The following is a 17,691-nucleotide window of genomic DNA, read 5'->3' as shown; positions in this document are numbered from 1 at the left end:
CAATCGTCCGCGCTCGCGTGGAAGACTTGACAAGGGTCTTACTAGTGTCCGAAATGTCCCGGGGCGGGCGCGCCGCTCCGTGAAAGGCGAAACGTGACTCCTGCCGCGACCAAGAACTCCCGGACGACCAAGACGAAGGCCACCGCTGAGGCCGACGCCGTTGAGACGGATGAGACCGTGACCTCGACGGCGAAGAAGACTGCAGTTGCTAAGAAGCCTGCGGCGAAGAAGCCCGCGGCCGCTAAGCCTGCTGCGAAGAAGGCTCCCGCGAAGCGCAAGAAGGCCGACGATCCCGTCGCCGAGGCGCAGGCTTCCGAAGACATCGTCGAAGAGCCCGAAGAAGAAGAGAACAAGAAGCCGGCTTTCACCGAGCCGCTGCCTACCGGCGCCATCGTCCTCACATCGAAGGACGAAGACGACGTTCCGGTCTACTCGACGCAGATCACCGGTGCGACCGCTGACCCCGTCAAGGACTACCTGAAGCAGATCGGTAAGGTCGCCCTGCTGAACGCGGCCGAAGAAGTCGAGCTCGCGATGCGCATCGAGGCCGGACTGTTCGCCGAAGAGAAGCTGTCGGCGATGTCGGCAGCTGAGAAGACCGGTCAGCTGGGCCTCGACCTGCAGTGGGTCGCCCGTGACGGCCAGCGCGCGAAGAGCCACCTGCTCGGCGCCAACCTTCGCCTGGTCGTCTCTCTCGCCAAGCGCTACACCGGCCGCGGCATGCAGTTCCTGGACCTGATCCAGGAGGGCAACCTCGGTCTCATCCGCGCCGTCGAGAAGTTCGACTACACCAAGGGCTTCAAGTTCTCGACCTACGCCACGTGGTGGATCCGCCAGGCGATCACCCGCGCGATGGCTGACCAGGCCCGCACCATCCGTATTCCGGTGCACATGGTCGAGGTCATCAACAAGCTTGCGCGTGTTCAGCGGCAGATGCTGCAGGATCTGGGCCGTGAGCCCACTCCTGAAGAGCTCAGTCGTGAGCTCGACATGACGCCTGAGAAGGTCGTCGAGGTGCAGAAGTACGGCCGTGAGCCCATCTCGCTGCACACGCCTCTCGGTGAGGACGGCGACAGCGAGTTCGGTGACCTCATCGAGGACACCGAGGCGGTCGTGCCGGCGGATGCCGTCGGCTTCACGATGCTGCAGCGTCAGCTCGAGCAGCTGCTCGACTCGCTCTCCGAGCGTGAGGCTGGCGTGATCCGCATGCGCTTCGGCCTCGGCGACGGCCAGCCCAAGACTCTCGATCAGATCGGCGACACCTTCGGTGTCACGCGTGAGCGCATCCGCCAGATCGAGTCGAAGACCATGGCGAAGCTGCGCCACCCGAGCCGTTCGCAGTCGCTGCGGGACTATCTCGAATGAGCCAGGAGAACGCCGGCACCGCGAACGAGGGCAAGGCGCTCGAGACGACGATCGAAGGCACGACCTACGCGCGCATCCCGCTGCGGACGCGCGTGGTCATGCCTGAGGACGATCTGGATGCGGTGATCACTGAGTACGCGGCATCCGCCGTGCTGCCCGGTGATCTGCTCTTCGTGACCGAGAAGATCGTGGCGATCACGCAGGGCCGGTCCTACCGCATCGACGAGATCAAGCCCCGAAAGCTCGCCCTGTTCCTGTCGAAGTACGTCACCCGCACACCGTACGGCATTGGCCTCGGCATGCCCGAGACCATGGAGATGGCGCTCCGGGAGTGCGGCACACCGCGGATTCTTCTCGCGGCGGCCGTCGCAGCGGTGACCAAGGCATTCGGCCGCAAGGGCGACTTCTACCGGATCGCCGGCGACAAGGCGCGTGCCATCGATGGCCCGACCAAGCACACGATTCCCCCGTACAACGAGGCCGTCGTGCTCGGACCTGTGCACCCCCGCCAGGTATCGGCGCATCTTCAGGCGCTCATCGGCGGAAAGGCCGATGTCGCGGTCGTCGACATCAACGATCTGGGCGGGAACATCCTGGGCTCGACCCTCGATCGCGCCGGCGAGCAGCGTCTTCTTCGCATTCTGAAGGACAACCCGCTGGGGCAGGGACGCGAGTCCACCCCGATGGGCATCATCCGGACGGTCTGAGAGTCACGCATGGGACTGGGTCGCGCCAGTGCGATGATCGCGGCGGGCACGCTCACCTCCCGTCTGACGGGACTGCTGCGCACTGTCGTCCTCGTCATCGCGATCAACTCGTTCGGCGAGGCTCCCGACGCCTTCGCGATTGCCAACCAGCTGCCCAACAGCATCTACATGGTGATCTCCGCGGGCGTTCTGACCGGTGTGATCGTGCCGCAGGTGGTGCGGGTCAGCGCCCAGCGCGACGGCGGGCACGCCTTCCTCGCGAAACTGCTCACTCTCGGCGCGCTGATCATGGGCGTCGTGACAGTGATTGCGACGCTCTGCGCGCCGCTGCTGATCGATCTCTACTCGAACTTCAAGTCACCTGAGCAGTTCGCTCTCGCGTCGCAGTTCGCCTACTGGTGCATCCCGCAGCTGTTCTTCTACGGCATGTTCGCGCTGCTCGGCGAGATCCTGAACGCGCGGAAGATCTTCGCCCCCTACGCGTGGGCGCCTATCGTCAACAACGTCGTCTCCATCGCCGGATTCGTGCTCTTTATCGTGCTGTTCGGTCAGAACCGGAACACGCTCGATGGCTGGGACTCGTCGATGGTGCTCACGCTGGCAGGAACCGCCACCCTGGGCGTTATCGCTCAGCTGATCGTTCTGGTCTTCTTCTGGCGCAAAGCGGGTATTCCGCTCAAGCTCGACTTCCGCTGGCGAGGCATGGGCCTCAGCCGCATGGGCAAGCTTGCGACCTGGACGTTCCTCACGACCCTCATCGGTCAGGGGGTCGGCATCGTGCAGTCGCTCACGGTGACCACGGCATCGGGAGAGTACGCGTCGGCGGCAGCCTCGCAGTACGCCTGGCTGGTCTACATGCTTCCGTACTCGATGATCATCCTCGCGATCGGGACGCCCTACTTCACGCGGATCAGCGAGCACTCCGCTGCTGAACGACACGACGAGCTGCGTGCGGATATCGGGCAGTCGATCCGGATCCTCGGCGTCTTCACCGTGATCGCCGTCGCCGCCGTGTCGGCAGCTGCGATCCCCGCGTCACGCGTGTTCAGCAACACTCCGTCTGACGCGAGTGCGATGGCTCCCGTCCTCATCGCATATCTGGTGAGCCTCATCCCGATGGGTGTGCTCTTCATCGTCCAACGCACGTTCTACGCCTATGGCGATGCCCGCACGCCCTTCGTCTTCACGGTGATCCAGGGGTCTCTGGTCCTCGTGGGGACGCTCGCGGTCGCAGCGACGGTCCCACTCGCGCATCTCGCAGCAGCGGTGGCCCTCGTGCAGTCGCTCGTCGGAATCGTGCAGACGATCATCGCCACCGTGCTGCTGCGCCGCAAGATCGGCCCGCTCGGGCTCGGCTCGACGTGGTGGGCGATGGTGCGCTTCGTCCTCGCGGCGGTTCCCGCGGGCGCTGCCGGCTGGGGAATCTTCCTGCTCGCGGGAGGGATCGACGGCTGGATGCTTCAGGGCATGCTCCAGGGAGCAGCTGGCGCCGTAATCATCGGCATCGTGAGCGTGCTGGTCTACGTCGGCCTGCTCGCGCTCTTCCGTGCTCCGGAACTCACCGTCGCGGTGAGCGCCGTGCGCCGCCGGCGCGGCTGACGCTCAGCGCCGGTTGTCGACGATGTCCGCACCGATCGCGTCGCGGTAGCGGTAGAGGAGCCCGGTCCGGATGCCGGATGCCGAAGGCTTCATCTGGAACACGCTGGAGTTGTGGTTCGCCTCGATGAGGGCAGGACCGTCCGGCGTGATGGCGATGTCCCAGCCGACGTACGGCACGGTGGGCAGGCGCCTGGACGCCTCAGCGATCATCGTGACGACCTCGGGGTAGAACGGAACCTTCGTCCCCTTGATCGTCGTCCCGGTGACCGGGTGCTGCTCGAAGATGTTCGACTGCTTGTCGACGCCGGGGTACAGGGCAACGCCTTCGTCGTCGAGCATCGTGAACATGCCGCCGGAAGCGAAGTTGTCGATCACGGCGCCGTTGCCGATGCGGAGCACTGAGGCGATCACGTGCAGTTCGCCCTGCGGGTCGCGGTAGGTGATCATGCGCACGGTGTTGACGCTGTCCGGATAGACCGCGTTGAGGTCATCGTGCTGAGTGAGCACCTGCTCGAGGAGGGTCTGGTCCGACGCGATGCGCTCGGCCTGCCAGGCGGCCACGTCATCGATGTCCGCGGTCTCGAAGATCGCGATGCCTGCTCCGCCTTCTCCGGCGGCCGGCTTCGCGATGACGCGGGGGTGACGAGCGAGGAATGCACCCAGATCGACGACGCTTGCAGTCGCTGCATCCATCCACTCGCGACCGACGAGGTCGGAGAAGTCGGTGAGGAAGCGCGCCTTGTCGCCGAGGATGATCCTCGAGTCAGGACCGTTGAGCGTCTTGTTCAGCCGGAAGGCTTTGGGATGCGTCATCCAGGTGGCGCGCTCTCGTGCGTTGAGGACGCGGATGTCCCATACGACGTAGTCGCGGAATCCCATCTCGTAGCGCACTGAGCACCACAGCATGTCACCGATGATGACGGGGATGGGCGCTTTGGAGACTCGCTTCACCTGACGGGCGAGTTCAATCAACTGCGTCGGATTCAGTCGCCGTGCCCGGTCGAAGAGATACCGAACGCGCAAACGCTTCTGATCCACTCCTCCACCTTAACATGCGGGCTCCCACGGACCTTGCGGGTCAGCCGACTACGATGGGGTGCTGGACCGTCCATCTCGAAAGGGTTGTTTTGTCTCGAGACGTCGCGCTTGCTGCGCGCATGAAGTACATGCTCAAACGACTGAAATCGTTCGATGTCCGCCGAGTGTGGACCTTCGCGTCCCAGATCGGGCAGGAGCAGGGCAAGTGGACCCCGCGGATCTTCGTCGACATGCTCATCTGGGCGGCCTTTCACGACACGGCGTACATCGACTACTACGAGGCCGATTTCGCCCTTCTCACGAAGGCCGAGCGCAAGACGTTCATGACGTCCCTGGTGCAGCACCATCTGGCTCAGGCGGTCAACGATCGCACCGATGTGCTGCAGTTCGAGAACAAGCTCACGTTCAACAAGCGCTTCGCAGAGTATCTGGGGCGCGATTGGCTCGACCTTGACGAGACGGACGCCGAGGGCTTTCGCGCATTCGCCGAGAAGAATCCGGTCTTCATCGCGAAGACTCCCGTCGGACGTGAGGGCAAGGGCGTCTTCCGCTACGACGCCGCAGATGTCACGGACTGGAATGCCTTCCGCGATGAGCTTCGCGACAAGGGCCAGCGGCTCATCGAGCAGCGCATCGTGCAGCATCCGTATCTGTCTGAGTACTGCGCAGGCACGGTCAACACGACGCGTGTGGCGACCTTCTTCGACGGCGACAAGGTGCACGTGCTCATGGCTGCCCAGAAGTTCGGACGCGGCGCGGTCAGCGATCAGTTCACGTGGGGCGGCTTCTTCACGATGATCGATGAGAACGGCAAGTCCTTCGGCCCGGGCCATACCGGCAAGCACAAGTCACGCTACGAGACCCACCCCGACTCCGGGAAGTCGATCGTCGACTTCCAGGTGCCGATGTGGGATCAGGTCGTCGACCTGGTCACCAGGGCAGCCAAGGAGGTGCCCACTGTGCCGTACATCGGCTGGGACGTCGCAGTGACCCCTGACGGTCCGGTGCTCATCGAGGGCAACTGGACACCTGGGCTCTACGAGACGCGCGTCAGTGCCACCGGCATCCGCACTGGCAGCCGTGCGCGGCACCGTTCTGTGATCGAGGCCAGCAGGAAGTGACGGTATCCGGCAGCCTTCCGCGCGCGATCATCTCCCGTGTCGCGCTCCGTGCGAACGCACGGGCGGCGGTGGGCGCCGGGGGATCGGTCGCCGATCTGCGCGGGGATGCGTTCGGACACGGCGTGCTGAACACTGCGCGGATCGTGCATGACGCGGGCGTCGAGCGACTCCTCGTCGATGACTCGTCGATCGCCGCCACGCTGGTGGCGGAGGGAATCGATGCGGTGCTCGGTGCGCAGGCAGACATCAGCGCTGACGCGCTCTACGGGCTACCCGGCGCCGGAACGGCCCCTGTGATGTCTCTCACCGGGCGGATTCTCTCGCTCAAACCGCTGCGCGCCGGCGAGGCGGTCTCCTACGGCTATACGCACAGAGCTGAGAGAGACACGACGATCGCGCTCGTCACCGGTGGTTACGCGCAAGGGATCGTGCGGGCACTCGGCAATCACGCGGCCGTTGGGGTTGGGACGGTGCTTCGGCCGATTGTCGGACGAGTCGCCATGGATGTCTGTGTTGTCGATCTGCAGACCAGCGACGACGCTCAAGAACTGGGGGCGGAGATCGTCTACTTCGGTGCGGGGTCGGCTGTGGGTGAGCTCGCGACGTGGACCCGTGTGACCGGGATGCGTGCGACCGAGCTCGTCGCAGCAGCGGGTGCCAAGGCGGTGCGCGAATGGGCGAGCTGACAATACCGGTGCTCGAGCTCTCTGGCTCGCAGCTCGTGCAGAACGTCTCCGCGGTGCGTGCCCATATCGCTCCGTCGACGCTCATGTTCGCGATGAAGGACGACGCGTACGGCCACGGCATCGAATGGGCGCTGGACGCTCTTTCCGACGACACGGTGCTCGACCGCTTCGGCAGCTTCGACGTGCAGACCGGGTTGCGCATCCGATCCCGCCGCTCGCAGGCCCGCGTCTTCGCCTGGACGATCTCCGACGACGAAGAGATTGCCGCGGCGCTGGATGCTGCTCTCGAGCTCGGCATCGGCAGCGTTGAGTATCTCGAGCGGGTGGTGCGGATGGCACGTGCCACCGGGAACCCAGCCGCCGTGCATCTGAAGATCGACACCGGGTTGCATCGCAACGGCATCCGGCCGGAGGAGTGGTCTGCTTTCGCGTCCAGGGCAGCAAAGGCTCAGCGCGCAGGCCATCTGGACATCGTGGGCATCTGGAGTCACCTGGCCGAAGCGAGTGACCGCGAGGACGATGAAGCCGCAGCTGGATTCAGGGGCGCGCTCGACGAACTTCACCGCCAGGGCATCGAGCCCGTGGACACGCATCTGACCGCGTCTGCCGCATCATGGTGGCGACCGGAGCTTCGCGGCACCGTGTGTCGGATCGGCGCGTTCTGCTACGGCATCCGTTCCGCTGACGGTCCGCAGATTCCCGGCATCCGCCCGGTTGCGACCTTGCGTGCGCGCGTTCTGGACGTGCGTGACGACGGTGTCGACGTCGGGATCGGCGCGTTGCACGGCCTGCTCTCGACGTTGCGGGGCGCGACAGTCGGTACTCCCGCAGGGCCGCGCCCGATCACGGAGATCCGTGACGACCGATCGACCGTGACGGGGTGGGCAGGCGCAGCCGCCGGCGACGTCGTGAACATCTTCGGCGCGGGCGCTCAGGGCGAGGGAGATGCGACTGCTCTTGCCGAACATATCGATACCGTCGGCGAGGAAATTCTCACCCGGCTCACCCCGGCAGTGAGGAGAGTCGCGACCCGCTGATGAAGACGCGGGTCACGACTCTGAGTCAGTGCGTGGTCTGAGAACGGTCAGACTGCGTCGACGAGGCGGGCGGTCTCGTCGTGCCACGACGTGGCCATGCTGCGCAGCTTCTCTTCGTACTTGCGTCCGTGGTGTGCGCAGAACAACAGCTCGGAGCCGTTGACCTCAGCTGCGATATAGGCCTGCGCACCGCACGAGTCGCAACGGTCCGCAGCCGTCAGACGGTACTCGACAGTGGAGGTATCACGTTCGGTTGTAGCGTTCATCTCGGTGCCTCCTCGGGTATCGGCGTCGGTTCTTCGAATGTCCTCAATACAACCACGCCTCGCTGTATGTCATGCCCGGAAGGCGGCGTGTTTCGCTCACCGCGTACGCAACGCCGCAGGTACGCGGTGTCTGGGGAGTGTCTAGGCTCGGTCAGGCGGTATGGCGAATAGAATTGATCCTTGTGACCAGCGAGTATTCTGCCCATCATCTTCAGGTGCTTGAGGGGCTCGAAGCGGTCCGCAAACGCCCAGGAATGTACATCGGGTCCAACGGCTCACCCGGCCTCATGCACTGTCTGTGGGAGATCATCGACAACGCAGTCGATGAGGCTGTCGACGGCAACGGCACCAAGATCGATACCATCCTGCACCCCGACGGCAGCGTCGAGGTCCACGACCGCGGTCGTGGCATCCCGGTGGACATCGAGCCGCGCACGGGGCTGACGGGTGTCGAGGTCGTGTACACGAAGCTTCACGCCGGTGGAAAATTCGGTGGCGGCTCGTACGCGGCATCCGGTGGTCTGCACGGCGTCGGTGCGTCCGTCGTCAACGCGCTCTCCGAACGTCTCGATGTTGAAGTCGACCGCGGCGGGAAGACGTACGCGATGTCGTTCAGACGCGGCGAGCCGGGTCTTTTCGCAGACACGGGCGAGAAGCGGCCGGATGCACCGTTCACGCCGTTCGAGAAGAGCAGCGAACTGCGCGTGATCGGCAAGACCAAGCGCGGCGTCACCGGGACCCGCGTGCGGTACTGGGCGGACCGTCAGATCTTCACGAAGGACGCGGCCTTCCAGCTCGGTGAGCTCGAGAATCGCGCACGGCAGACAGCGTTCCTCGTTCCCGGCCTCGAACTGGTCGTTCGGGACGAGCGCGGCGAGGAGTCCAAAGAGACGTCTTACCTCTACCAGGGCGGCATCTCGGAATTCGTCGATTATCTCGCGATGGATGCTCCGATCACCGACACCTGGCGCATCCAGGGCTCCGGCACATTCAAGGAGACCGTGCCGGTACTGCAGCCGGACGGCCACATGGCATCGACCGAGGTCGAACGCGAATGCCGCGTTGACATCGCGATGCGGTGGGGAACCGGCTACGACACGGTGACCCGCTCATTCGTCAACATCATCGCCACGCCCAAGGGGGGCACGCACCAGCAGGGCTTCGAACAGGAGCTGCTCAAGGTTCTGCGTGCGCAGGTTGAGCAGAACTCGCGCCGATTGAAAGTCGGCAATGACAAGGTCGAGAAGGACGATGTGCTGGCGGGCCTGACAGCTGTGCTCACCGTCGAGGTCCCAGAGCCGCAATTCGAAGGCCAGACCAAAGAGGTTCTCGGCACCCCGGCGGTTCGCCAGATCGTCTCCCAAGTTCTGCGCAAGGAGCTCGGCGCCCGATTCTCCTCCACCAAGCGTGATGACAAGAGCGAGACGAGCCAGCTGCTCGACAAGGTCGTCTCTGAGATGAAGGCGCGGGTCTCCGCGCGCGCACACAAAGAGACCCAGCGACGCAAGAACGCGCTGGAGTCCTCGTCTCTTCCGGTGAAGCTCGTGGACTGCCGCTCGCACGATGTCGCACGCAGCGAGCTGTTCATCGTCGAGGGCGACTCTGCTCTCGGCACGGCTCGACGAGCTCGCGACAGCGAGGTGCAGGCGCTCCTGCCGATCCGAGGCAAGATCCTCAACGTCCAGCGCGCCTCTGTCGGTGACATGCTCTCCAACGCCGAATGCGCAGCGATCATCCAGACGATCGGTGCGGGTTCTGGTCGCACCTTCGACATCTCACAAGCGCGTTACGGCAAGGTCATCCTGATGAGCGATGCGGACGTTGACGGTGCGCATATCCGTACCCTTCTGCTCACGCTCTTCTTCCGTTACATGCGTCCCCTGATCGACGAGGGGCGGGTCTTCGCGGCGGTGCCTCCGCTGCACCGTGTGATCGTCATGAAGCCAGGCTCGAAGCCGAACGAGACGCGGTACACGTATTCAGAGCAGGAACTGCACACGCTGCTGGCGAAGCTGCGCAAGCAGAACAAGCGTTGGCATGAGCCGATTCAGCGGTACAAGGGCCTCGGTGAGATGGATGCCGACCAGCTCGCGAACACGACCATGGACAAATCCGGTCGTCTGCTGCGACGCGTGCGCATGGAAGACGCTGAGGAGGCCGGTCGGGTCTTCGAACTCCTGATGGGCAACGAGGTCGCGCCGCGCCGCGAGTTCATCGTCGAGTCTTCGGACCAGCTTTCGCGCGAAGCCATCGACGCCTGAGGCTGCGCTGTTCCCTGAGCCCGCCGAAGGGCTACGAGCCGAGGTGGGTTCCCACTGACCCGATGACGGTGTCGAGGGGCTGTCCCGATCCGTCGCGCTTCGCACCGGCTTCCGGAAGAGTCCTGGCAGCGCCATCTGTTCCGACGGCGAGTGCCTCCTGCGGACCGACCCACGCCAGGCGCAGCCGGTCTTCGCCCTTCAGGAACGAGTGTGCGCGAACACCGCCGGTCGCACGCCCCTTCGGAGGGAATTCTGAGAACAGCGAAGTCTTCGCGCGTCCAGCATCCGTCCCAGCGATCGTGCCGTCCGCACCTGAGATCGTCACAACGATCGCCGATTCCGGAGCAGAGACGACGGTGAACGAGATGACCTCCGCGCCGGCTCCGACCTTGACGCCCGCCATGCCGCCGGCAGCGCCACCTTGGGGACGCACGTTGGATGACGCGTAGTGCAGCAGCTGTGCATCAGAGGTGACGAACACGAGTTCGGCGTCGTCCGGCGCAGAGGCACCACCGACGACGACGTCGCGGGGCTTGAGGCCGATGACCTCGGCCTCAGGGCGCACAGGGAGGGCAGAGGGGATGACGCGCTTGACGACCCCTGAGCGGGTGCCCAGTGCGTATGGCGTGTCATCGTCGAAGCGCAGCATTCCAATGATGCGCTCGCTCTTATCCAGGAGGCCGACGTAGTCGCGCAGCGCGACTCCGGCCGACAGATGCACGGCCGACGACGGTGCCGACGGCAGGTCGACGGGGGAGAAGCGCAGCACTCGCCCTGCACTCGTCACCGCGCCGATCTCGCTCCTGGTCGTCGTCGTGAGCGTCGTGAGAACCGCGTCGTGCTTGCTCCGGCGGGCGGCGGGCTGCAGCAGCTGGCCTTCTTCCAGATCGACCCGAACGGCCTTGCCGGTCGTGGAGAGCACGACGACGGTCGGAGTATCGGCGATCTGAAGATCGACGGGTCCCTTGGTGCTGCGCGGTTTCGGAGGAGCAGCATTGAGCAGCATCGTGCGGCGAGGGGTGCCATGCGCTTCGGCCGCGGCATCCAACTCGAGTGCGACCTGCGCGCGCAGAAGCACCTCGCTGCCGAGCAGTTCGCGCAGCTCGGCGATCTCGGCCTGCAGCTTGTCGCGTTCGGCTTCGAGCTCGATGCGTGAGAACCTCGTCAGCCGTCGAAGGCGCAGCTCGAGGATGTACTCGGCCTGGAGCTCAGAGAGATCGAAGACGGTGCGCAGGCGCGTGCGCGCCTGTTCGGAGTCGTCCGAGGAGCGAATGACCTGGATGACTTCGTCGATATCGAGGATCGCGACGAGCAGACCTTCTACGAGGTGGAGGCGTTCTTCGCGACGCGCGAGACGGTACCGGCTGCGTCTGGTGATGACTTCGAGACGGTGGCCGACGTAGACGCTCAGCATCTCCTTGAGGCCGAGCGTGCGCGGCTGGCCCTCGACGAGAGCGACGTTGTTGATGCTGAAGGAGTCTTCCAGCGGCGTCAGACGGTACAGCTGCTCGAGCACCGCATTCGGGTCGAATCCCGTCTTGATACCGATCGCGACGCGCAGCCCGTGCTTCCGGTCGGTCAGGTCGTTGACGTCGCTGATGCCCTGCAGCTTCTTCGCCTGCACAGCATCCCGGATCTTCTCGATCAGGCGCTCCGGACCGACCATGTAGGGCAGCTCAGTGACGATGATTCCGGTGCGGCGGGGCCCGAGCGGCTCCACCGAGACCTTGCCGCGCACCCGCAGCGCGCCGCGACCGTTAGCGTACGCGTCTTTGACCCCGTCGAGACCCATCAGGATGCCGCCGGAGGGGAAGTCCGGTCCCGGCACGTACTCCATCAGCTCTTCGGTCGTGGCAGCCGGGTTGTCGAGCAGATGGATGGCAGCGGCGACGACCTCGATGAGATTGTGGGGCGCCATGTTGGTCGCCATGCCGACGGCGATGCCGCTCGCGCCGTTGACGAGCAGGTTAGGGAATGCCGCAGGCAGCACGGAAGGTTGCTGGAACTGGCCGTCGTAGTTCGGTACGAAGTCGACGACGTCTTCGTCGAGGCTCTCGGTGAGCGCGAGCGCTGAGGCAGCCAGGCGCGCCTCGGTGTAGCGGGACGCTGCGGGACCGTCGTCGAGAGAGCCGAAGTTTCCGTGCCCGTCGACGAGCGGCACCCGCAGTGCGAAGTCCTGGGAGAGACGCACGAGGGCGTCGTAGATCGCGGAATCGCCGTGCGGGTGGAGCTTTCCCATCACCTCGCCGACGACGCGCGCGCTTTTGACGTGACCGCGTTCTGGCCGCAGTCCCATCTCGGCCATCTGGTAGAGGATGCGGCGCTGGACGGGCTTGAGCCCATCACGAGCATCCGGAAGCGCACGCGAGTAGATCACCGAGTAGGCATATTCGAGGAACGAACCCTGCATCTCGCTGGACAGTTCGATGTCCTGGATGCGCTCCTCGGCGGGCTCGGCTGATTCAGTGCGGGGCATGTGCTTCCTGGGGCGTCGTCGGGCGCTGTGAAAGACTGGCCCGGATGTCTCTGATTCTACCGACCGCGCCGACGTCTGCGCGGATGCTCGACGGGGTGGCGGGCGACCTGATCGCTGTGCTGGAACTGGCGCCGGGTGCTCTCCCGCCTGCCCGATCGGTGGTGCTCGTCGTCGTCGATGGCCTCGGAGCGATCCAGTTGCGTGCTCATGCCGGTCACGCCAGGCACCTTGTGGCGGGGGTCGGGAAGAAGGATGTCGCATACTCGGTGTTCCCAACGACGACAGCGGCCGCGCTCACCTCGCTCGTGACCGGTGTGGCCCCTGGCATGCACGGGCTCGTCGGCTATCGTGTGCTCGACTCTTCGAGAGACCGTCTCGTGAACGTCCTCTCCGGCTGGGAGACCGATGGCATCGATCCGTTGATCTGGCAGCCTCAGCCGACGATCTTCGAACAGGCGACGGCGATGGGTCACCGTGCTTTTGCCGTCGGGATGCAGGAGTACGCCCGCAGCGGATTCACCCGCGCGACGCTGCGAGGAGCCGAGTTCTTCGGAGCACAATCGGCAGAGGAGCGCGTCAGGCTCGCATATCAACTGGCAGCGGATAACCCGGGCTCCCTGACGTACTGCTACCTGCCCGAAGCCGACAAGGCAGGTCACAGGCACGGCGTGGACTCGCGTGAGTGGATCGCTGCACTCGAAGAAGTCGATCACGCACTTGCGGTGGCGCCGCCGAAGCAGGTGGGGGTGCTCATCACCGCAGATCACGGGATGGTCGATGTGCCGGCTCACCGACACATCGTGCTGGACCATGGCGACGCGCGGTTGCACGGCGTCCGCCACATCGGTGGCGAACCCCGCATGCTCCACGTGTATCTCGAACCGGATGCCGCGGTGGAAGACGTGAGCCGCACGTGGCGCACCGCGAGCGAAGGGGATGCCGATGTGCTCACCGGTGCGGAAGCGATCTCGTCCGGGGTGTACGGGTCGGTTGTCACTCCGGATGCCGCGGCGCGTATCGGCGACCTCGTGGTCATCTCACGCGGCAACAAGGCCTTCTACGACGGCACTGCGAAGGATCAGCGCCCGCGGGGAATGATCGGCCAGCACGGAGCACTCACTCCCGAGGAGCGTCAAGTGCCGTACATCCGCCGGGGTGCATTCAGCACCACCGCTCCCTGAGCCCGTCGAGGCTCAGTCGTCGGTGCGGGCGCCGAAGACGATCTCGTCCCACGACGGCATGGCATTGCGTCGGCGTCGGCGTCCGCTGTTGTCCTGCGTGACATCCTGCGGCGATTGTGCAGACGTAGGCGCAGGGGACGGCTCCGGCTCGGGCTCATCATCCAGAGGCTCGTCGATGGAATCGAACAGTGCGATCGGGCTGCGGGGGGAGTCGAAGCTGTCTTCGTCGTGTTCGCTCGCCGATGGTGCGCTCTCGCGCTGTCCTCGCCGTCGACGCAGCGCCTCGAGGAGATCGGCGGTTTCGGCGCTCGTGGTCGACTGGTCGGGCGCGCGGTTCATCGCCGCAGCCTGTGCGGCCGGGTCTGAGCGCTCGGGGCCTCGGGGCTCGTCGAGGTCTGCTTCGGGAGCAGGGAGCCTGCGAGGACCGAAAGCTCCTGAGTCGAAACGGCTTTCGTCCTTGTACGGCGACTCGGGCCGGTCGCCCTCTACCGCCCGCAGCCGGGGGATTAGTCCCTCGGGGAGCGAACCCTGGCGAGACAGCTGGGTGGCATCGGCGTTCAACGGTGCGAGCGCGCTGCGACGCGGGTCGAAGCTCCACCGCGCATCGTGGGAGACCTCAGCGGCGGTGAACTCGAGCTTCACGATCCAGCCCGATTCGTCCTTCCAGCTGACCCACCGCTCAGCGCTTGCGCCGAGGTCGGCCAGCTTCGCCCGGATGGCGGCACCGAACGTCGGCTGTGCGTCCGGCTCGACGTCGCTGCCGATGAGAACGGGAACCGCAAGAGCCTGGCCGACGACATGCTCGCGTTCGGCGAGCACTGGACCCTCGAATTTCGCAACGTCGTCGACGCTGACTCCGAGCAGTTCGGCGGTCTCCGCGGCAGACAATCCGGCACGGATGTGCGCCTGGACTTCGCGCGGACTGATGGTGACTCGCGGAGCTTCGTCATCGTTGCGGCGGCGCGCACGACGAATCTCGCGTTGGAGCACATCGTCGATGGGGAGAGCGAATCTCGCGCCGGAACCGGTGGCGAGGATCAGCAGGTCGTCTTCGGTGCCGACGATCGTGACGTTTTCCATGCGAATGCCCCTCTGATGGCTGTTCAGACATGGTGTCACGGTGCACGCCAACGAGACGGGAATACCCTGGGCGCGCCGTGAGTTTGGTCTTGAATGCGCGAGGTCATTTGCTAAATGTCTTCGCGTCGTGCAAACTATGCCCGCCGCGTACCCGACGGCGAACCGCCCACTAGCACCATGAACGTGGAGATCTACCGCATGGCAACCGACTACGACGCCCCCCGAAAGAGCGAAGACGACTCCGAGTCGATCGAAGCCCTGAAGGAGCGTGTGCCGGACAAGCTGTCCGGCACTACCGGAGACGAAGACTCGGACAACCCCTCGAGTTTCGACCTCCCAGGAGCCGACCTTTCTGACCTCGAACTTGACGTCGTCGTGCTGCCCGCGCAGCAGGACGAGTTCACTTGCATGAGCTGTTTCCTCGTGAAGCACCGCTCGCAGCTCGACCACGAAGGCGCAGATGGCCTCATCTGCAAGGAGTGCGCTGCCTGATCGCAGACGCACTCACGTTCGTGCGCCCCGGCCTTTCGGTCAGGGGCGCATCGTCGTCTTGGGCCGCGGTTCGCGCGCCTCAGGCCGCGTCTGCTTCAGCCGCGCGGATCGCGGCGGCAAGACGATCAGGCGTGCGTGTGGAGATCGTCCAACTGGGGATCGGGTCGTCCGGGTCGGTGTTCTGCACGACCACGATCCCGTCGATTCCGCCACGAAGCAGGTGCCAGCCGCGAGCAGCCAGCTTCGGACCTCGCGCCGCGCGTGCCTCTTCGCCGGTGTACTCGACCACCTCGCCGAGCCAATGGGCATCGATCTTGGCGCGGCCCGCATAGAGCGTGGTGCCTTCGATTCGGATGCGGGGCGAGCCGAAGATCATCGCGAGGATGACCGCGAGCGCGAGCGCTGCGCCGATCAGCAGGCCTGGGAGCGCACCGATCGGCGTGAACACGAGCATCGCCATCGGTGCGACGACCGCGGCGGCCACCAGCATCCATAGGCTCGGTGAAAGACGCTCGCGGTAGCGAACGCGGGTGTCTGCGTCGTGGTTCTGCATTAGCCTCGTGGGGTGAGTGATTCCGTTGATCTTCCCATTATCGCGTCTGTCACCCCGCACTACGCCCACCCCGGCGATGCAGGTGCGGATCTCGTCGCAGCCGAGGCCGTGCGTCTGGGGCCAGGGGAGCGCGCTCTGGTTGCGACCGGCGTGCGCATCGCGCTGCCGGACGGTTACGCCGCGTTCGTCGTCCCGCGTAGTGGCCTGGCTGCCAAGCACGGCATCACGATCGTGAACTCTCCTGGTACCGTCGACGCCGGCTATCGCGGAGAGATCAAAGTGAGTCTGCTCAACACCGATAGCTCCAGCGCGTACGATGTGGCGGTCGGGGACCGGATCGCGCAGCTGATCATCATGCCGGTGACGCGAGTGAACTTCATCCCGGTAGATGAGCTCCCCGAAAGTGCACGCGGAGCAGATGGCTTCGGGTCCACGGGATATCAGGCGGCGCAGACCGCCGAACAGGCAGGAAAGACGAAATGACTGAAGAGATCACACAGCCCACATCGAAGTCGGCGCCTGCGAACCGTGCCACGGATGGGCCGTTCGACGAGTCAGAGGCGAACCCTGTTCGCCCGTACATCGACCTGGGCGGGATCAAGATCCTCCCGCGTGAGGGACTGAATCTGCGCCTCGAGGTGGAGGAGCAGTCCAAGCGCATCGTCGCCGTCGGTCTGGACTACGCGGATTCCTCGCTCCAGGTGCAGCCGTTCGCTGCTCCGCGGACGCTGGGACTCTGGCACGAGACGCGCATGCAGCTGGTCGACCAGGTCCGCCAGCAGGGTGGACGCGTCGAAGAACGCGAAGGGCCGCTCGGCAAGGAACTGCTGGCCGAGGTTCCCGCACCGGCCTCTGAGGGCTCCGGTCTCAACCTCGCGCGCTTCATCGGCGTGGATGGCCCCCGCTGGTTCCTGCGGGGAGTGATCGGTGGTGCAGCGGCATCCGACCCCGAAGCCGCCGCGAAGGTCGAAGACCTCTTCCGCTCGATCGTCGTGGTGCGCGGGGGATCCCCGATGCCGCCGCGGGATCTCATCCCGCTCAAGATGCCGGCAACGCCCGGGTCGGCGTGAGCGCCTCGGACTCACAGGGCCCGGATGCTGATCCCGATGTGGTCTCCACCGAGCCGGGGTCTGCCTCTGAGTTGATCGGCGCTGCCCTTGGCGGTGCCGCTCGGCGGGCGGGGCTCGATCCTGCTGAGGATTCCCGCACGCACAAGGTCGTCTGGTCGGCGATCGGCGGGTGGCGCGGCATCCTCGAATCCGTCCTGCCGAGCCTCGCTTTCGTGATCCTGTTCACGATCAAGCCAGACCCGCTCTTTCTTTCGCTCGGTGTTTCTGTCGGTCTCGCGGCCGTCTTCACGATCGTCAGACTGCTGCAGAAGTCGCCCCCGTCTGCGGCGATCGGCGGTCTCGTCGCGGCCGGCGCTGCGGCTGCCCTGGCGCTGTGGACGGGGCGAGGAGCAGACAACTTCGTCCCCGGGCTCGTCACGAACGCCGTCTACGGGACGGTCTTCCTCGTCTCCGCCCTCATTGGCTGGTCTCTGATCGGAATCGCCGCAGGCTTCCTGATGGGCGACGCGATGGGCTGGCGTGCCGACAAGCGCAAGCGTCGCGCGTTTTTGTGGCTCGGCATCGCGTGGGCGGGATTGTTCTTCGCCCGCTTAGCCGTACAGCTGCCGCTCTATCTCACCGATCAGGTGACGGCGCTCGGCACGTTGAAGCTGATCATGGGGCTTCCGCTGTTCGCTCCGATGGTCGCTGTCTCCTGGCTCGTCGTGCGCGCCCTGTATCCGCGCGAGTCGCCGCAGGAGAACACTTCTGACGCATGAT

Annotated in this window: 17 protein-coding genes; 12 read left to right on the top strand and 5 right to left on the bottom strand. The window is 65.2% G+C overall.

Annotation, left to right across the window (positions count from 1 at the left end; genetic code table 11):
* The first annotated feature begins 93 nt into the window (after positions 1-93).
* The 3 genes from ACTU6U_RS06685 to murJ are packed head-to-tail and all read left to right on the top strand — an operon-like array spanning position 94 to position 3,671.
* Positions 94-1,365, top strand: a complete 1,272-nt coding sequence (locus ACTU6U_RS06685) for an RNA polymerase sigma factor (RefSeq protein WP_443468369.1) — start codon at positions 94-96, stop codon at positions 1,363-1,365.
* A complete protein-coding gene (locus ACTU6U_RS06680; RefSeq protein WP_443468368.1) occupies positions 1,362-2,072 on the top strand; it encodes a coenzyme F420-0:L-glutamate ligase in 711 nt (236 codons plus the stop codon). The genes ACTU6U_RS06685 and ACTU6U_RS06680 overlap by 4 nt, the downstream gene beginning before the upstream one ends.
* Positions 2,073-2,081: 9 nt before the next feature.
* Positions 2,082-3,671 carry a murein biosynthesis integral membrane protein MurJ gene (murJ, locus tag ACTU6U_RS06675; protein WP_443468367.1) on the top strand — a complete coding sequence of 530 codons (1,590 nt, stop codon included), beginning with the start codon at positions 2,082-2,084 and terminating at the stop codon, positions 3,669-3,671.
* A 3-nt stretch (positions 3,672-3,674) separates the two neighbouring features.
* Here the strand turns inward: murJ and ACTU6U_RS06670 are convergent, their stop codons facing one another.
* Positions 3,675-4,709: a sugar-transfer associated ATP-grasp domain-containing protein gene (locus tag ACTU6U_RS06670; RefSeq protein WP_443468366.1), complete on the bottom strand. Its 1,035-nt coding sequence runs from the start codon at positions 4,707-4,709 to the stop codon at positions 3,675-3,677.
* Positions 4,710-4,798: 89 nt separating this feature from the next.
* Here ACTU6U_RS06670 and ACTU6U_RS06665 point away from each other — a divergent pair, with 89 nt between their 5' ends.
* From ACTU6U_RS06665 to ACTU6U_RS06655, 3 genes are read left to right on the top strand one after another with little or no spacing between them, the layout of a single operon-like run.
* Complete coding sequence (locus ACTU6U_RS06665; protein WP_443468365.1) at positions 4,799-5,830, top strand: sugar-transfer associated ATP-grasp domain-containing protein; 1,032 nt, start codon at positions 4,799-4,801, stop codon at positions 5,828-5,830.
* Positions 5,827-6,516 (top strand): alanine racemase, encoded by a 690-nt coding sequence (locus ACTU6U_RS06660; protein WP_443468364.1) that lies wholly within the window; start codon positions 5,827-5,829, stop codon positions 6,514-6,516. The genes ACTU6U_RS06665 and ACTU6U_RS06660 overlap by 4 nt, the downstream gene beginning before the upstream one ends.
* On the top strand, positions 6,504-7,553 hold the full coding sequence (locus ACTU6U_RS06655; RefSeq protein ID WP_443468363.1) for an alanine racemase: 1,050 nt from the start codon (positions 6,504-6,506) through the stop codon (positions 7,551-7,553). Before ACTU6U_RS06660 ends, ACTU6U_RS06655 begins: the two co-directional genes overlap by 13 nt.
* Before the next feature lie 47 nt (positions 7,554-7,600).
* Here ACTU6U_RS06655 and ACTU6U_RS06650 read toward each other — a convergent pair whose 3' ends face one another.
* Positions 7,601-7,819 (bottom strand): DUF7455 domain-containing protein, encoded by a 219-nt coding sequence (locus ACTU6U_RS06650; RefSeq protein WP_443468362.1) that lies wholly within the window; start codon positions 7,817-7,819, stop codon positions 7,601-7,603.
* 182 nt (positions 7,820-8,001) lie between these two features.
* On the opposite strand from ACTU6U_RS06650, the gene ACTU6U_RS06645 reads away from it, so the two are divergent.
* Complete coding sequence (locus ACTU6U_RS06645) at positions 8,002-10,080, top strand: DNA gyrase/topoisomerase IV subunit B (protein ID WP_443468361.1); 2,079 nt, start codon at positions 8,002-8,004, stop codon at positions 10,078-10,080.
* Positions 10,081-10,111: 31 nt separating this feature from the next.
* Here ACTU6U_RS06645 and ACTU6U_RS06640 read toward each other — a convergent pair whose 3' ends face one another.
* Positions 10,112-12,556: a DNA gyrase/topoisomerase IV subunit A gene (locus tag ACTU6U_RS06640; RefSeq protein ID WP_443468360.1), complete on the bottom strand. Its 2,445-nt coding sequence runs from the start codon at positions 12,554-12,556 to the stop codon at positions 10,112-10,114.
* Between the two features lie 44 nt (positions 12,557-12,600).
* Here ACTU6U_RS06640 and ACTU6U_RS06635 point away from each other — a divergent pair, with 44 nt between their 5' ends.
* Positions 12,601-13,737: an alkaline phosphatase family protein gene (locus ACTU6U_RS06635; protein WP_443468359.1), complete on the top strand. Its 1,137-nt coding sequence runs from the start codon at positions 12,601-12,603 to the stop codon at positions 13,735-13,737.
* 12 nt (positions 13,738-13,749) lie between these two features.
* Here ACTU6U_RS06635 and sepH read toward each other — a convergent pair whose 3' ends face one another.
* Positions 13,750-14,817, bottom strand: coding sequence for a septation protein SepH (gene sepH, locus ACTU6U_RS06630; RefSeq protein ID WP_443468358.1), 1,068 nt, complete (start codon positions 14,815-14,817; stop codon positions 13,750-13,752).
* A gap of 198 nt (positions 14,818-15,015) precedes the next feature.
* Here sepH and ACTU6U_RS06625 point away from each other — a divergent pair, with 198 nt between their 5' ends.
* Positions 15,016-15,309 (top strand): DUF4193 domain-containing protein, encoded by a 294-nt coding sequence (locus tag ACTU6U_RS06625; protein ID WP_417512106.1) that lies wholly within the window; start codon positions 15,016-15,018, stop codon positions 15,307-15,309.
* A gap of 79 nt (positions 15,310-15,388) precedes the next feature.
* Here the strand turns inward: ACTU6U_RS06625 and ACTU6U_RS06620 are convergent, their stop codons facing one another.
* The gene (locus tag ACTU6U_RS06620) at positions 15,389-15,862 is read right to left on the bottom strand and encodes a DUF3093 domain-containing protein (RefSeq protein WP_443468357.1); all 474 of its coding nucleotides are present in this window, start codon (positions 15,860-15,862) and stop codon (positions 15,389-15,391) included.
* Between the two features lie 12 nt (positions 15,863-15,874).
* Here ACTU6U_RS06620 and dut point away from each other — a divergent pair, with 12 nt between their 5' ends.
* The 3 genes from dut to ACTU6U_RS06605 are packed head-to-tail and all read left to right on the top strand — an operon-like array spanning position 15,875 to position 17,690.
* Positions 15,875-16,345 (top strand): dUTP diphosphatase, encoded by a 471-nt coding sequence (dut, locus tag ACTU6U_RS06615; RefSeq protein WP_443468356.1) that lies wholly within the window; start codon positions 15,875-15,877, stop codon positions 16,343-16,345.
* Positions 16,342-16,932, top strand: a complete 591-nt coding sequence (locus ACTU6U_RS06610) for a DUF3710 domain-containing protein (RefSeq protein ID WP_417512013.1) — start codon at positions 16,342-16,344, stop codon at positions 16,930-16,932. Before dut ends, ACTU6U_RS06610 begins: the two co-directional genes overlap by 4 nt.
* Positions 16,929-17,690 (top strand): DUF3159 domain-containing protein, encoded by a 762-nt coding sequence (locus ACTU6U_RS06605; protein ID WP_443468355.1) that lies wholly within the window; start codon positions 16,929-16,931, stop codon positions 17,688-17,690. Before ACTU6U_RS06610 ends, ACTU6U_RS06605 begins: the two co-directional genes overlap by 4 nt.
* Position 17,691 lies beyond the last annotated feature (1 nt).

The sequence above is a fragment of the Microbacterium zouquanmingi genome (genome assembly GCF_052266695.1).
In the GTDB taxonomy this organism is placed as follows: Bacteria; Actinomycetota; Actinomycetes; order Actinomycetales; family Microbacteriaceae; genus Microbacterium.
The sequence above is the reverse complement of the archived record's forward strand: the minus strand, read 5'-3'. Positions and strand labels throughout refer to the sequence as shown.